Here is a 14,581-nt window from a genome sequence, read left to right as displayed (position 1 = left end):
CTCTCCCTCGATTTCATTTGTATGCAAATGTTTCCGGATCGAACCGATCCGGAAACCGAAACGCTGCTTCCGCGAAATCCATCCGATACATGGCAGGCGCATTTACCCCGCATCGAACGGCGGCCGAGGATAGTCCTTGGCCACGGCCGTTCTTCAAGGGAGATGAAAATGTCGATGTTCGAAAATCTCGGCCGCTTCGGTGTGACCATCAGGCAAGCCCATGCCAGGAACAAGGCGATCCGCGCGCTGAACAGCTTGCCGGCGCATGTCCAGAAGGACATCGGCTGGCCGGCATCGCCGCCGAACGATCCGCAGGTGACGCTCGCCTCGCTGCTTCTGGGTACGACGCGCTGATGACGTTCGCCGACAAATGCAAATTGCTCGGCATCCGCCGGGGATCTCGCACATCCCCGGTGGCCACCAGCAACCGATTGCGCGCGGCGCTTTTGCCGCGGCGCCGACGACAGCGCGCGGATCACACCAGCGTGTGGGCACAGCGTAAATCTTGACATTTTCGGCCAAGGTACGATCTTCGCTTGGAGGGGGAAATCTCTTAGTCGGCTGCCGCCGAAGTTCGTGTCTCCGCATGCCAAGTTTGAAAAGCCACGTCGTATCCTTCGTGCTCAGGCACAGCCGCAAGCAGGCCTTTTCCAGCCCGGAAAACTTGCGGCGCTGGATCGCGGCCGCGCGCAAAACCGAGGATCACCATCCACCGGCCGCGCTGCAGCAGCGTTACGACATCCAGACGCGCAGCGTGGACGGTTTCCCGGTCTACGAAATCGCCCCCCGGGCCGGAGAGCACAAGCGAATTCTCTACCTGCACGGCGGCGCCTATGTCTTTGAGATCACGCCCTATCACTGGTATCTGATCGCCGACATGGCCGACCGGCTGGGCTACGGCATCACCGTGCCGATCTATCCCATCGCACCGGAACACGATTTCCACGCCATGTTCGGCATGGTCGGCAATGTCTATCGCCAGATGATCGAGGAGACGGAGGCGGAAGAGATCATCTTCATGGGCGATTCCGCGGGTGGCAACATGGCGGTGGTACTGACCATGATGGCGGCGGAAGAGGGCCTGCCCCTACCCTCGCGCCATGTGCTGATTTCACCCGGGCTCGACGTCTCGCTCGCAAACCCCGAAGTGTTCGAGGCGGAGCGAAACGACCCATGGTTGGGCATTGCCGGTGGGCGGGAGGCAATCCGGCTCTATAGTGCCGGCATGGATCCGGCAGACTGGCGCATCAGCCCGGTCTATGGCGATCTGTCGGTGTTGCCGAAGACATTGCTCCTGACGGGCTCCCGCGATCTTCTCACACCCGACAATCTGATCTTCGCACAAAAAGCCCGCGCCGCCGGTGTCGAGGTGGAGCTGGTCTACGAGGAAGGCATGTTCCACGTTTGGCCGCTGATTGACATGCCCGAAGCGCGGCGCGCGCGCCAACACATCGTTGCTTTCCTGCGCGAGAGCTCTTCGCCGATCGTTCAAGGCACGGCGGCAAGGTTCAAGGCGCCCTCCGCGGAGGCCGCAGAGCAGCACCTCCAGTCCGGGTATCCCGGATAATCAGAACTTGCCGGTTTCCCGGAACACTTCGAAGGTCGCGCGGATGTGGTCGGCGACGGCCTTGACCGGCGCGCTGGCGTCCGGCGCCACCACCATGGCAAGATTGTAAGTGCCGATATCGGGCATGCCGTCCTTCGGGCAGAGTTCGACCATGTCATTGCCGAGGAACGAACGCGGCAGCGGCGCGACCGCGAGGTCGGCCATGATGGCGGCGCGCTGGCCGGCCGTATGGGCGCTCATGTAAGCGACGCGGTAATTGCGGCCCTCGCGGCCCAATGCCTCGAGCGCACCGGCCCGCCAGGCGCAGCCTTCTTCCCAAAGCGAAACCGGCAAAGGTTCGCGCAGATGCGCGCAGCCACCCTTGGCGCCGGCCCACACGATCGGCTCGGTCAAAAGCACCTCGGCGCCGAGCGCGCTGGTCTTGTACGAGTTCGTCAACAGCGTGATGTCGAGCGCCCGGTCGTCCATGCGGCGGCGCAGATTGCTGCTCTGGTCGATGGTGACGTCGACGGCGATCGAGGGATGCGACTGCGCGAAACGTTTCAGCACATGCGGCAGCACGCGCTCGCCATAGTCATCGGGGGAGCCAAGCCGCACAACGCCGACAATATCGGGGATGATGAACTTCGACACCACCTCGCGGTTGATCGACAAAAGCCGGCGGGCATAACCGAGCAGCATTTCGCCGTCCGTGGTCAGCGTTACCGAACGCGCATCGCGCGCGAACACCGAGCGGCCGAGAATATCCTCCAGCTTCTTGATCTGCATGGAGACGGCCGACGGCGTGCGGAACACCGCATTGGCCGCAGTGGTGAAACTGCCGGTCTCGGCAATCGCCACGAAAGTGCGCAAAACGTCGAGGTCGAGCAGCGGCAGCGGATGATTGAGCGGCGCGTTCATGTCGATCAGCCTTCAATTTTTCTGATACAAAGCATCATTCCATTTCGTTTGATTGAACATCAGATCAGGAGCATAGTCAACTCCATCGAAGCAGCATGCTGCCAAAAGCGGTCACCAAACGACCACGACGCAGACCTGCATTCGGCATGAAATGAAGCTGAAACAGACCTGACGTAACGCATTGCCGGCGCCTCCCGCGCCGCTGCAAAGGAGATCGAAATGTCTATCCTGTCGTCCCTCGGCCGCATCGCGACCGAATTCAACGCGGCCCGCGCCCGCTACCAGACCGAACGCGCCATCCGTTCCCTGCCGATCGAGTTGCAGAAAGATATCGGCTGGCCGGAAGCTTCCGACGCCAAGACCGGCATTCGCAATGGCGTTGGATCCTGGGCTGGAGCAAAGTAGATCGTGTGTACCCCGTGCTGAAGGCCTGCCGCGCAAACCGCCCGGCAGGCCTTCTCTATTTTATTTGTATTCAAACGAATTCAGGAGCCATGCCGCCGCTGCATGGCGCATATGAGCAAGCCGCATAGCAGCTCGTTTTTGAAGCTAACCGTCTGTAAATATTCGTAAATATTGGGCACGACAGCTTCACTCTGCCCAAATTTGTCGCATTTGGTGTCGCTTTTCATATCAAGCGCTTCGCTTTTGCGATTTAGTTTCCGCTCACACAAGCCTATATCACCGTCAGCAAACGAGCTGCCCCACTCCATCAAGCGAAGGCGACCCGTCTGAGCAACCGATTGGAGATGATCATGAAGCTTTTTGCCCGCCTCTTCGCCCGCCGCGAAATGAACCTGACCACGGCGCTCGAGCGTCAGCGCCTCGCCAAGACCATGCCTGGCCAGACCGGCGCCATGGCTGCGGCGCGCCTCGGCTTCGTCGCCTGAATAAGACTAGTTCCAGGAAAATCGTGTAACGGTTTTCCGTTCGGGACTGCATAGAAACACAAAATACCTCCAGAGCCGCGCTCCCCTGCCACGGCTTCAGAGTTGACTGCCGCCGCTTCGGTCCGCCGAGGCGGCGTTTATTTTGTTGCGCTTCCATCGTCTTTTCACAACCTGACGGTGGCCTGGTTTGAGCAGCACCGCGCGGCGATTGCCCATTTGCGACCCATGTCGCAAATTTAATCTTGCCAAAGCCACCTAGCCGATTGACAGGAATGGTTTTTCCTGATGACGCTATGCTATTCGCGACATCCTGTTCGCGTCATGGCCAGATGAGGTTCCCCGTGAACGCCGTCAAGCATCCGATCAAGCGGTCGTTTGTGTTCTTCCTTGTTCCCGATTTCACCATGATCGCTTTTGCGACCGCGCTGGACCCGCTGCGCTCCGCCAATCGGATGCTCGGTTACGAGGCCTATCGCTGGCGCCTTGCCAGCATCGACGGCAAGCCGGTGCGCGCCTCCAACGGCGTCGAATGCGCCGTCAACACCTCGCTGGAAGAGGAACGCAAGAAGATGGCGGGGCCGGATCGTCCCAACATGGCCATCGTCTGCAGCGGCATCAATGTCGAACGCTACCAGAACAAGTCGGCCTTTGCCTGGCTGCGTGAGGAATACAATCGCGGCGTCGCGGTGGGTGGCCTGTGCACCGGTGCGCATATCCTCGCCTCCGCCGGGCTGTTGTCGAACAAGCGCTGCGCCATCCATTGGGAAAACCTGCCGGGCTTTTCCGAGGCCTTCCCGAAAGCCAATGTCTTTGCCGACCTGTTCGAGATCGACCAGAACATCTACACCTGCGCCGGCGGAACCGCCGCGCTCGACATGATGCTGAAGCTGATCGGCGACGACTTCGACGAGAACCTCGTCAACCGCGTCTGCGAGCAGGTGCTGACCGACCGCGTGCGCAGCCCGACCGACCGCCAGCGCCTGCCGCTGCGCGCCCGGCTTGGTGTGCAGAACTCGAAAGTGCTGACCATCATCGAACTGATGGAGGCCAATCTGTCCGAGCCGCTGTCGCTGATCGAGATCGCCGACCATGTCGACCTGTCGCGCCGCCAGATAGAGCGCCTGTTCCGAACCGAGATGGGACGCTCCCCTGCGCGCTACTATCTCGAAATCCGCCTCGACCGCGCAAGGCATCTCTTGATCCAGTCGTCGATGCCGGTGGTCGAGGTGGCGGTCGCCTGCGGCTTCGTCTCGGCCTCGCATTTCTCGAAATGCTACCGTGAGCTCTATGCCCGCTCGCCGCAGCAGGAGCGCGTCGACCGCAAGCAATTGCTGGCGGCCTGACCCAAACCATACGCGCGGAACGACCGAACGTGAGCGGTTAGTGCGCGTCCGCGGTCCGCATCGCCTCGACGCGGATGTCCTCGGTCAGCCGCGCCTTCAACGCCGAGAATTCCGGACTGGTCTTCAGCGTGTAGTGGCGCGGATGCGGCAGGTCGATGGCGACATCCGACTTGATGCGGCCGGGCCGCGCCGTCATCACGATCACGCGCGAAGCCATGAAGATCGCCTCCTCGATGTCGTGGGTGACGAACAGCACCGTCTTCTTGCGCCGTTCCCATATGCCGAGCAGCAATTCCTGCATCAGCCCGCGCGTCTGGTTGTCCAGAGCCCCGAACGGCTCGTCCAGCAACAGGATTTCCGGATCGTTGGCCAGCGCCCGGGCGATCGCCGTGCGCTGCTGCATGCCGCCGGAAAGCTGCTTCGGCCAATGGTTCTCGAACCCTTTCAGGCCGACGAGATCAACATAGGAGGCGACGATCCCGTCCCGCTCCTCTTCGGCCATGCCGCGTTCGCGCAAGCCAAAGGCGATATTTTCGGCGACCGTGAGCCAGGGAAACAGCGTGTAGGACTGGAAGACCATGCCGCGGTCCGGTCCCGGTCTCGTCACCGCCTTGCCGTCAAGCAGAACGCGGCCTTCGCTTGGCGCCTCCAGACCGGCGACGATCCGCAACAGCGTCGACTTTCCGCAACCCGACGGCCCCAGAATGGTGATGAAGTCATTGGCCGCGACCGCCAGGTCGACCGGCATCAGCGCCCTGACGGGTTCTGCGCCTCGCACGCCGGCAAAGGTGCGCGACACACCCTCGATGAGAAGCTTGCTCACGCCAGGCTCCACGGAAAGAGCCAGCGGTTGAACGCCTTGAAAGCGAAGTCGGACAACAGCCCGATCAGCCCGATGACGATGATGCCGAAGATGATCTGCCCCGTCGCCAGCCGCGACTGGCTGTTGATGATCATATAGCCGATGCCCGACGACGAGCCGATCAGTTCGGCAACGATGACGTAGGTCCAGGCCCAGCCGAGCACCAGCCGCAGCGTCTCGGCGATTTCGGGCGCATTGGCCGGCATGATCACCCGCTTGACAATACTGTTGTTGGTCGAGCCCAGCGTATAGGCCGCCTCGACCAGGTCACGCCGCGTTGATCCGACCTTGACAGCAATGATCAGGATGATCTGGAACACCGAGCCGACGAAGATGACGAGCAGTTTTTCCAGTTCGCCAATGCCCGCCCACAGGATGAGCAGCGGAATGAAGGCCGAAGCCGGCAGATAGCGGGCGAAGGAGACGAACGGCTCCAGAAAGGCTTCCACCGGCTTCCAGGCGCCCATGGCGATGCCGAGCGGCACGGCGACGACCGAGGCCAGCACAAAGCCGCCGAAGACCCGCCAGATGGTGATCAGTATGTCGAGCCAGAAACGATCCTCGACCAGCAGCCGCCAGCCATCCCGCAGCATCGACAGCGGATCGGCGAGGAAGATGCGGTTGACGTTGTCACCAAGCGTGATCCAGGCCCAGAAAACCACGAACAGCACGAAGAAGGAAATGCCGAGCACTGTTCGCAGGCCCGGCGAGACAGGATGCAAGGGGCGCATCTTCGTCCTTTGTCAGCAGGAAGGCGGCGGCGCTCTGCGCCACCGCACGGTATCCAGGGGTTGAGCCGTCAATTCGCCACGGCGCTGGTGTCGGCCAGCGTGGCGACGTCGGGCGCCTCCTTGATCAGCCCCATCTGCAGCAGCAGGTCGCCGGCGGTCTTGGAAAAGTCCTGGAATTCCTTGGTGAAGAACTGCTTGTTGTCGGCCTTGTCGGCCCATTTCAGGTACTTCGCCGAATCCTCGAATTCCTTGGCCGACTGTTTCACGTCGGCGCCCATGATCTCGTAGGATTTCTGCGGATCTTTCTTGATCAGGTCGAGCGCATCGAAATAGCTGTCGGCAAGCGCCTTGGCGGCGTCGGGATTGGCCTTGAGGAATTCGGGCGTGCAGCCGACCGTATCGAGAACCATCGGATAGTCGAGCGTGGTCGCCAGGATATGGCCCTGGTCGGCCTTGTCGCGCACGGCCGAGATGAAAGGCTCATAGGTAACAGCCGCGTCATTCTGGCCGGCGAGGAAGGCTTGTGCCGCCGCGTCAGGCTCGAGATTGACGACCGTCACGTCCTTGGTCGACATGCCGTTCTTGTTCAGCACCCAGGCCAGCATGAAATAGGGCGACGTTCCCGGCGCGGAGGACGCTACGTTCTTGCCCTTGAGATCGGCGACGGTCTTGATGTCGTTGCGCACCACGATGCCGTCGGCACCATAGGATTTGTCGAGCTGGAAAATCTGCTTGGTGGTCACCCCGCTGGCGTTCCAGACCAGCCAGGTCTCGACCGTGGTGGCGGCGCATTGCAGGTCGCCGCTGGCGATGGCAAGCGGCCGGCTGGCCTGCGGCACCTTCTTCAAGGTCACGTCGAGTCCATGTTTCTCGAACAGCCCTGCCTGCTTGGCGAGTGTCAGCGGCGCGAAGCCGGTCCAGCCGCTAATGCCGATGGTGAGTGACGTGGCGGCCATCACCGGAGCGGATAAGCCCGCGGCAAGCGTCAATGTCGCGGCAAATACGGTTATCCTGTTCATATCAGTTCCCCTTTGTTTTTCTGGGGGAAATTGTTCACAGAGGCCGATGGGCTTGTCAATCAACAGGAACGTGTTCGCGCGGAAAGCAGCCGACAACCCGGTTTGGGATTGCCCTACCGGCTGTCGGGCATCCAGTTGCGGTTGCGCCACATTTTCTCGCCGATCTGGCAGTCGGCGGCGGACTTGTCCTGCGCCAGCACCACCGGCGGGTGATCCGCCTCCGCCGCCGCCCATTGCGGTGACGCTGGGCCGGCAAGCTCCAGCACCAGCTTGCGGCGGATGGCTTCGGGAAATTGCGTCCAGTCGTTGACCGGGATCATGAAGGCGCCGGCGCCGCCGATGACGCAATCACTGTAGTAGCGGTCGAGATCGTTGACGTCATAGACGCCGGAAAAGCCGCCTCGGGTCATCAGCGGCAGGCCGTTGATGACGATGCCTTGCCTGACCACCCCGTCGCGGACGAGATTGACCGGCGCGCCCTGGTTGTTTGGCCCGTCGCCCGAAATGTCGATGACGCGCTTGGTTCCCTGGTAGCCGCTTTCGGCGAAAAGGTCGCTGCCGAACTCAAGCGCGCCGGAGATCGAGGTGCGCCGCGCGCTGTTGGGCGGCTGGGCCGACAATTGCGCCACCACCCGCTCCGCGTCGGCCCGGGTCGCGATCACCGTCCACGGCACGATGACGCGTTGCCAGCTGGTGCCGGCCCATTCGACATAGGTGACGGCGATCTTGCCATAGGCGCCATCGGCGATCGCCTGCAGCACATTGTCATGCGTCAGCGCCGCCGCGTAACCATGGCGCTGAATCTCCAGCTCCTCCGCCGACATCGACAGCGAAACGTCCACCGCCAGCACCAGCTCGACATCGACCGGCTCGTCCGCGCGGGACGTTGGCGCCAGCCAGAGCACCAACGCCAGTGCAGCAGAGGCGGAAAGCAGATGTCTTGCGCAGGGCAAACCAGACATTGCGCAAGGGTAAGCGAGAATCGTCCACCGAAAAAGAGAAAAGCCCGGCCGTGGTCGGGCTGATCCAATCTATGCGAGCCCTACCGCTGGGCGATCAGCTCCGCGGCTTCAGATTTTCCGGGTCGTAAAGCGGCCTGTAACCGACGCCGACGACTTCGACCGGATAGGTCTCGCCGAAATACTCGACCATGAGCTTGCGGCCCTCCTGCGCATAGGCCCAGGGCAGATAGGCGAGCGCGATGTTCTTGCCGATCGTCGGGCCGTAGGCGACCGATGTGGTGAAGGAGCGACGGCCGAGTTCGTCGACCAGCGTTTCTCCGCTCTCCGGGTCAATCACCGGCATGATGCCGACGGGATAACGGGCAACACCCCTGGAATCCGTATTCTCGGTCATCACCAGCGTGCACAGCATGGCCGGCTGATGCGCGCGTTCGCGGTATTCGACATGCTTGGCCTTGCCGCAGAAATCGTTCTCCTTGACCTTCGGACGGGCGAGATCGGCCTCCAGCAGATTGTACTCGGTCAAGAGGTCGGCATTCTGCAACCGCAGGCTCTTTTCCATGCGGCGGGTGTTGGCATAGGTCTCGACACCGAACGGCATGACGCCGGTCGAGCGCAGCGCGTCCCAGACGGCGAGGCCATCCTCGTAGCGCATATGCAGTTCCCAGCCTTGCTCGCCGACATAGGATATGCGGAACGCGGTGACATCCTTGCCGCCGATGCGGACCGGCTTGATCGCCGCGAATGGAAAATTCTCCGGTGAAAGCCCATCCGGGTTCTCGACGACCTTTTGCAAGGTGGTGCGGGCGTTCGGCCCCCAGATGCCGATGGTGACGTACCTCTCGGTCACATCGGTGATGGTGACATCGAACCCTTTGTCCTGAGCCGTGCGGCGCATGTACTGGAAGTCGCGCGGCCCGGCATCGGCGCCGTCGATCAGCCGGCAGCGGTCGGCCATGCGGATCACGGTGAAGTCGGCGCGCACCATGCCTTCCTCATCGAGGAAGTGGGTGTAGATGCCCTTGCCGATGTTGTTGTCGCCGCCGATCTTGGCCGCGCACAGCCATTCCAGCAGTGCGACATGGTCGGGTCCCTCGATGTCATACATCGAGAAATGCGAGAGGTTGACGATGCCGCAATCCTCGCTCATCGCCAAATGCTCTGCGTTCGAGACGCGCCAGAAGTGGCGGTTGTCCCACTCGTTCTCGCGCACGGGCACCCGGTTGCCATACTTCTCGAGCAGATGCTCGTTGGCGGCGTAACCATGCGCGCGCTCCCAGCCGCCGAGCTCCATGAAATAGCCGCCGAGTTCCTTCTCGCGCTCCCAGAACGGCGAGCGCCTGATGTTGCGGCCCTTGGAGAAGGGTTCGCGCGGATGCACCGCCGGATTGTAGACCTTCATCGCCGTCTCGGTGCAGCGATCCCAGATGAACTGCTCCTTGGTCTGATGCAGGTAGAAGCGTGCATAATCGATGGCGTGATGGTCGATCGCGGTGCGGCCGTCGGTCATCCAGTCGGCGATCAGCTTGCCCATGCCGGGGCCGTCCTTGACCCAGATGGCGACGGCGTACCAGAGACCCCTCACCTTCTGGCTCTCGCCCATCGACGGCCCGCCATCGGCGGTCACCTGCAGCAGGCCGTTGAAGGAATGGCCCTCGTTGTAGCCGAGTTCGCCCAGGATCGGCGTCAGTTCCATGGCGCGTTCCAGCGGCGCCAGGATCTGCTCCATGTCGAGATCGCGCTGCGACGGCGACAGCCGTGCCTGGTCCTTCTCAAGCAGATCGCGCGGGTGGCAGAGGCGCGGATTGGTCTCCTCGTAATAGCCCCATTCGATCTGGCCGCCCTCGGCGGTCTTGGGGTCGCCGGTGTCGCGCATATAGGCCGAGTTGCCCTGGTCGCGCAGCAGTGGCCAGCCGATCTCCTTGCCGGTGCCGGCAAATTCGGTGTAGGGCCCGAAGAAGGTCAGCGGATGGTCGATCGGCATGACCGGCAGATCCTCGCCGACCATCTCGGCGATCAGCCGTCCCCAGATGCCGGCGCAGACGATGACATAGTCGGCCTCGATCGTGCCGCGGTCGGTCACCACGGCGCTGATGCGGCCGTCCTTGACGACAAGCGACTTCGCCGGCGTGTTGGCGAAGGGTTTGAGCTTGCCGGACGCTTCCGCCTGGTCGACCAGCTTGCCGGCAACCGTCTGCGAGCGCGGGATGACGAGGCCGGCGTCCGGATCCCACAGGCCGCCCTGCACCAGATCCTGTTCGATCAGCGGGAATTTTTCCTTGATCTCGGCTGGTTCGATCAGCCGGGCGCGCGTGCCGAAGGCCTTGGCCGAAGCGATCTTGCGCTTGATCTCGTCCATGCGGCTGTCGTCGCCGACGCGGGCGACCTCGAGGCCGCCGACACGCGCGTAATGGCCCATCTTCTCGTAGAAATCGATCGAATAGAGCGTCGTCCAGCAGGACAGGAAATCGTGGCTGGTGGTGTAGCAGAAGTCCGACGCATGCGCGGTCGAGCCGATATCGGTCGGGATGCCCGACTTGTCGATGCCGACAATGTCGTCCCAGCCGCGTTCGATCAGCTGATGAGCGATCGATGCACCGACAATGCCGCCGAGGCCAATGATGACGACCTTCGCCTTTTTCGGAAATTCTGCCATTGCCCGCGACTCCAAGTGCTGTTGCGGGCGGCGTCGGCGCCCGTTTGATCGGCGCACAATATGCAGGCGGCGGGCACTGCGCTACCGCCTGTTTGCGACACGCCACGGATGCGGCGCGACCCGTCGTGGCTCAGGAAAAACAGCTACCGTCAGGCAAACGCCCAGACGTCCTCGGCCTGGAAGCCGACCTGGTAGCCGGCGGTCTTCAGCTTGACCACGACCTGGCCGATTTCCAGGGCGGGCAGCGCACCGACCTCGATCTTGATCATGCCGGGACGGTAGCGCTTGAGGTCGAGCTGTTCGAAGACGATCCAGTCGGCGCCTTCGCAATCGACGAGGAAGGCGTCGATATGGCTGACGCCGTTGCGGTCGAGCAATGTCTGCAAGGTCTCCGACGGCACCTCGATGTCTTTCAGATGCGGCGCGAACTTGTTGAAGTTGGCATCGGCCTCGCCCCAGGCGTTCTTGCCCGACATCAAATTGGTGTCGGTCACCGACGAGCAACCGATGAACTCGATCGGCAGCGTGCCGGCCTCCAGGGCAGCGGCATCGAAAGTGTGGACGGTGATGGTGCCCTTGGTCCTGGTCACCGCCACAGGCTCGATGATGAAGCGCTCCGTATCTGGATAGTTGGCGCGTAGCCGCTTCTGATTGTACGGGATCGGCTCGACCAGCACGGCGCGGGCCCTTGGGATGCGGTGCAGCCAGGGCGTCACGTCATCGAACAGCGCGCCATCGCAGGCGCCGACATTGACCATCTGGAATGGCCGGCCGCCAACACCGAAATGCGCCCTCAGCGCCGCCTTGACCAGGAATTTGGTGCCGCGCAGTGACGGCCCGCGATCGAGCAGGCCGGCGGGAAGGCCAAGCGACAGGGCAATGCGCGCCAGGCTGGAAACCGAACTCATGATTTGTCTCCGGGAATGACGTGCAAGGCGGCGCGATGCTGGCCACGGGCGACCGCCGCCCACAGTTCCATGAAGGGCGGTGCCAGCAGCAGGAATGGCGGGATCAGATGCGGGAAATAGATGCGCGTATCGTGGATCGGAAAGACGGTGAATTTGGCTAGCGCGCCGAGCACCAGCGCCGCGAACAGGATACCGGCGCGGCGATCGAGCTTGAAGCCGGCACGGCTCGCCGCATACCAGCCGGCCAGCGCCAGCACCGAAACGCCGATCCAACTGTTCAGGTTGACGGCGCGCAGCAGCGACGTGGCGAACGCCCTGAGATAGGCGATGACCGAGAAGGCCGGCTCGAACCCGTCCATATTGTAGTGCTGTTCGATGCTGGAGAACCAAAGATGCGGCCACCAGCCGGGATGATGGGCCCAGTGCGAAATGGCGAAATAGGCAATTAAGGACGCGGCAAAGCCGGCCAGCGCGCCCCATGCCTGCTGCCGGAAGACGACCAGCAGCACAGCGAAAACAGCAAGGAAAACAATATTGTCCGGTCGCACCATGAAGGCGGGAAAGAGCAGGATCGCCGTCGCCGCCTCGCGGCCTCTGACGTAGGCGTAGAGCCCGCCGAGCAGCAGCGCCGAGGTGAGCAGATCCGGCGTCGAGGCGCGCGCCGCATCGCCGAAATCGGCCATGATCAGCACCGCGCCGACCACCGGCGCCAGGGCCAATGCGTTTTGCGAACGCAGCCAGAGCAGCGTGATCGCGCCGAACAGCAGTGCCGAAAACACCTGCACCAGACGCATCGCCTCGACCGGTGACATCACCCCGCTCAGCGTCGACAGGATTTCGGCATAGAGGAACTTGATCCGGTACATGCCGAGCAGCGAATGGAAGTCGGCGGCGTTCTGCGCCATGTGGCTGCGGAAGCCGCCGCCATCGTCGGTCAGCGCCTTGTAGTCGCCGGCCGAGACACCCGATTTGACGGTGTCGTAGGTATAGTCATGCAGCGCTTGCGCATCGGGGTAGGTGCTCTCCTCCGATATGGCGAGATAGGGCAGCATGTCCCAGTTGGCGTCGGGCATCACCCAGGCCGTGAACGCCGTCAGAAGGATATAGAGCGCGAAAGCCGCGGCGCCGATCGGAGCCGCCAGCCGCGCATAAGTTCCCTCACCCCACGCCAGGCCGGCCTCGACGAGCCGGTCGAGTGGATTCTTTGCAGAGGGCGACTTGGTCAGCATGACAGTGTTCAGCGAACCTCGTTAACGGACTTGGCTTTTGACGAAATCCTTAACGATCGCCACGATGCCGCGCGACAAAAGGCTGTCGAAGGCGTCGACGAAGCGGTCGACATGCTCGCGCTGGCAGATCAGCGGCGGCTCCAGCCGGATGACGTTGCGGTTGTATTCGGTGAAGGCGACGAGCACGTCATAGTCGCGCAACAACAGCGCGCCGACGAAGCCGGACAGCGAGCCCTTCAGCTTGTCGTCGAGCACGCTGACGATGGGGCGCAGTACCATAGGCAAGGTCTGCGAGAAGTCGTGGAACTCCAGGCCAATCATGAAACCCTTGCCGCGCACGTCCTTGATGATCTTGGGGTATTTTTCCCTGAGCGCCTGCAGGCGCTGCAGCAGGTAATCGCCGGTAACGGCGGCATTGTCGATCAGCCCCTCGTCGTAGAGCACGTTGATGCCCTCGATCGCGGTGGCGCACGCCTCGCCCATGCCACCGAAGGTGGCCATGGCATGGATCATCGCCGTCTTCGGCGTGCCATAGGCCTTCATGTAGATTTCGCGGCGCGCAATCATCGCGCCGACCGCTGCCTTGCCGGCGCCAAGCGACTTGGCCAATGCCGTCACGTCAGGCACGACGCCGTAATGCTCGAAGGCATAGAAGCGGCCCGAGCGGCCATAGCCGCACTGGACTTCGTCGGCGACCCACAGCACGCCATACTGGTCGCACAGCGCCCGCAGCTTTTGCCAGTATTCAGTCGGCGCCTGGATGATGCCGCCGCCGCCCTGGATGGTTTCCAGCACGATGACGCCGACTTCCGGATCGGAGCGGAACAGGCGCTCCACGGCTTCGATATCGGCGAAGGGAATGCGCACCGTGTTGTCGGCCATCTTGAAGTCGGCGCGATAGAGCTGGCCGTCGGTGATGCCCAGCACACCCTTGGTCTTGCCGTGGAAGGAATTCTCGGCATAGACGATCTTCGGCCGCTTCGGACCGGCGGCGCGCTCGGCGAGCTTCACCGCCGCTTCCATCGCTTCCGAGCCGGACGAGCCGAGGAACACCATATCGAGATCGCCAGGCGAGCATTTGGCGATGTTGTGCGCCAACGCGGCCGCATATTGCGACATGAAGGCGATGGCGATTTCCTGCCGCTTTTCCTCCTGGAATTTTTTGCGGACTTCCAGAATGCGCGGATGGTTGTGGCCGAAGGCCAACGAACCGAAGCCGCCGAAGAAATCGAGGATCTTGCGGCCGTTCTGGTCGATGTAGAACATGCCCTCGGCACGCTCGATCTTGATCTTGTGGAAGCCGAGCAACTTCATGAAATGCAGCTGGCCCGGGTTGAGATGCGCCTTGAACAGGTCGGTCATCCCTGCGACATCCATCGCCTTGGCCTGCTCGACGCTGATCAGGTCGGGCTTGGCGATGGTGGCGGGCGACAGCGTCGGCGCGCTGACCAGGGTGCGCGTATTCGTCTGCTCCGGCTTGGCCATGACGGTCATTTCAATCTCCTGTCAGCGCT

General features: G+C 62.4%; 14 protein-coding genes. 5 read left to right on the top strand and 9 right to left on the bottom strand.

Annotation, left to right across the window (positions count from 1 at the left end; all coding sequences use genetic code 11):
- The first annotated feature begins 168 nt into the window (after window positions 1-168).
- Window positions 169-354 (top strand): hypothetical protein, encoded by a 186-nt coding sequence (locus EN824_RS35090; RefSeq protein ID WP_167531375.1) that lies wholly within the window; start codon window positions 169-171, stop codon window positions 352-354.
- A 232-nt stretch (window positions 355-586) separates the two neighbouring features.
- On the top strand, window positions 587-1,567 hold the full coding sequence (locus EN824_RS04615; protein WP_127280940.1) for an alpha/beta hydrolase: 981 nt from the start codon (window positions 587-589) through the stop codon (window positions 1,565-1,567).
- Here the strand turns inward: EN824_RS04615 and EN824_RS04610 are convergent, their stop codons facing one another.
- Complete coding sequence (locus EN824_RS04610) at window positions 1,568-2,467, bottom strand: LysR substrate-binding domain-containing protein (protein WP_015317416.1); 900 nt, start codon at window positions 2,465-2,467, stop codon at window positions 1,568-1,570.
- 219 nt (window positions 2,468-2,686) lie between these two features.
- Here EN824_RS04610 and EN824_RS04605 point away from each other — a divergent pair, with 219 nt between their 5' ends.
- From EN824_RS04605 to EN824_RS04595, 3 genes are all read left to right on the top strand, one after another.
- Window positions 2,687-2,872 carry a hypothetical protein gene (locus EN824_RS04605; protein ID WP_127280941.1) on the top strand — a complete coding sequence of 62 codons (186 nt, stop codon included), beginning with the start codon at window positions 2,687-2,689 and terminating at the stop codon, window positions 2,870-2,872.
- A 350-nt stretch (window positions 2,873-3,222) separates the two neighbouring features.
- A complete protein-coding gene (locus tag EN824_RS36525) occupies window positions 3,223-3,357 on the top strand; it encodes a hypothetical protein (RefSeq protein WP_127281166.1) in 135 nt (44 codons plus the stop codon).
- Between the two features lie 404 nt (window positions 3,358-3,761).
- On the top strand, window positions 3,762-4,700 hold the full coding sequence (locus tag EN824_RS04595; protein WP_348630721.1) for a GlxA family transcriptional regulator: 939 nt from the start codon (window positions 3,762-3,764) through the stop codon (window positions 4,698-4,700).
- A gap of 37 nt (window positions 4,701-4,737) precedes the next feature.
- Here EN824_RS04595 and EN824_RS04590 read toward each other — a convergent pair whose 3' ends face one another.
- The 8 genes from EN824_RS04590 to EN824_RS04555 form a co-directional block, all read right to left on the bottom strand.
- Window positions 4,738-5,523, bottom strand: a complete 786-nt coding sequence (locus tag EN824_RS04590) for an ABC transporter ATP-binding protein (RefSeq protein ID WP_135866666.1) — start codon at window positions 5,521-5,523, stop codon at window positions 4,738-4,740.
- A complete protein-coding gene (locus EN824_RS04585) occupies window positions 5,520-6,293 on the bottom strand; it encodes an ABC transporter permease (RefSeq protein WP_135931940.1) in 774 nt (257 codons plus the stop codon). The genes EN824_RS04590 and EN824_RS04585 overlap by 4 nt, the downstream gene beginning before the upstream one ends.
- Window positions 6,294-6,361: 68 nt before the next feature.
- Complete coding sequence (locus EN824_RS04580; protein WP_127279860.1) at window positions 6,362-7,312, bottom strand: ABC transporter substrate-binding protein; 951 nt, start codon at window positions 7,310-7,312, stop codon at window positions 6,362-6,364.
- Between the two features lie 113 nt (window positions 7,313-7,425).
- Window positions 7,426-8,274, bottom strand: coding sequence for a DUF1194 domain-containing protein (locus EN824_RS04575; protein ID WP_189343743.1), 849 nt, complete (start codon window positions 8,272-8,274; stop codon window positions 7,426-7,428).
- A gap of 94 nt (window positions 8,275-8,368) precedes the next feature.
- Entirely contained in the window at window positions 8,369-10,930 is a 2,562-nt protein-coding gene (locus EN824_RS04570) for an FAD-dependent oxidoreductase (RefSeq protein ID WP_135931939.1), read from the bottom strand.
- A gap of 149 nt (window positions 10,931-11,079) precedes the next feature.
- Window positions 11,080-11,838 carry an FkbM family methyltransferase gene (locus EN824_RS04565; RefSeq protein ID WP_127277688.1) on the bottom strand — a complete coding sequence of 253 codons (759 nt, stop codon included), beginning with the start codon at window positions 11,836-11,838 and terminating at the stop codon, window positions 11,080-11,082.
- Window positions 11,835-13,067, bottom strand: coding sequence for a hypothetical protein (locus EN824_RS04560; protein ID WP_127277687.1), 1,233 nt, complete (start codon window positions 13,065-13,067; stop codon window positions 11,835-11,837). The genes EN824_RS04565 and EN824_RS04560 overlap by 4 nt, the downstream gene beginning before the upstream one ends.
- Window positions 13,068-13,088: 21 nt before the next feature.
- Window positions 13,089-14,552 (bottom strand): aspartate aminotransferase family protein, encoded by a 1,464-nt coding sequence (locus tag EN824_RS04555; RefSeq protein WP_189522139.1) that lies wholly within the window; start codon window positions 14,550-14,552, stop codon window positions 13,089-13,091.
- Window positions 14,553-14,581: the final 29 nt, after the last annotated feature.

Source organism: Mesorhizobium sp. M8A.F.Ca.ET.181.01.1.1, assembly GCF_004792025.1.
In the GTDB taxonomy this organism is placed as follows: domain Bacteria; phylum Pseudomonadota; class Alphaproteobacteria; order Rhizobiales; family Rhizobiaceae; genus Mesorhizobium.
This window is presented reverse-complemented; position numbering and strand designations above follow the sequence as displayed.

Coding starts and splice junctions, on each gene's coding strand:
- EN824_RS35090 (WP_167531375.1), top strand. CDS start 169: ATGTCGATGTTCGAAAATCTCGGCCGCTTCGGTGTGACCATCAGGCAA.
- EN824_RS04615 (WP_127280940.1), top strand. CDS start 587: ATGCCAAGTTTGAAAAGCCACGTCGTATCCTTCGTGCTCAGGCACAGC.
- EN824_RS04610 (WP_015317416.1), bottom strand. CDS start 2,467: ATGAACGCGCCGCTCAATCATCCGCTGCCGCTGCTCGACCTCGACGTT.
- EN824_RS04605 (WP_127280941.1), top strand. CDS start 2,687: ATGTCTATCCTGTCGTCCCTCGGCCGCATCGCGACCGAATTCAACGCG.
- EN824_RS36525 (WP_127281166.1), top strand. CDS start 3,223: ATGAAGCTTTTTGCCCGCCTCTTCGCCCGCCGCGAAATGAACCTGACC.
- EN824_RS04595 (WP_348630721.1), top strand. CDS start 3,762: ATGATCGCTTTTGCGACCGCGCTGGACCCGCTGCGCTCCGCCAATCGG.
- EN824_RS04585 (WP_135931940.1), bottom strand. CDS start 6,293: ATGCGCCCCTTGCATCCTGTCTCGCCGGGCCTGCGAACAGTGCTCGGC.
- EN824_RS04580 (WP_127279860.1), bottom strand. CDS start 7,312: ATGAACAGGATAACCGTATTTGCCGCGACATTGACGCTTGCCGCGGGC.
- EN824_RS04575 (WP_189343743.1), bottom strand. CDS start 8,274: ATGTCTGGTTTGCCCTGCGCAAGACATCTGCTTTCCGCCTCTGCTGCA.
- EN824_RS04570 (WP_135931939.1), bottom strand. CDS start 10,930: ATGGCAGAATTTCCGAAAAAGGCGAAGGTCGTCATCATTGGCCTCGGC.
- EN824_RS04565 (WP_127277688.1), bottom strand. CDS start 11,838: ATGAGTTCGGTTTCCAGCCTGGCGCGCATTGCCCTGTCGCTTGGCCTT.
- EN824_RS04560 (WP_127277687.1), bottom strand. CDS start 13,067: ATGCTGACCAAGTCGCCCTCTGCAAAGAATCCACTCGACCGGCTCGTC.
- EN824_RS04555 (WP_189522139.1), bottom strand. CDS start 14,552: ATGGCCAAGCCGGAGCAGACGAATACGCGCACCCTGGTCAGCGCGCCG.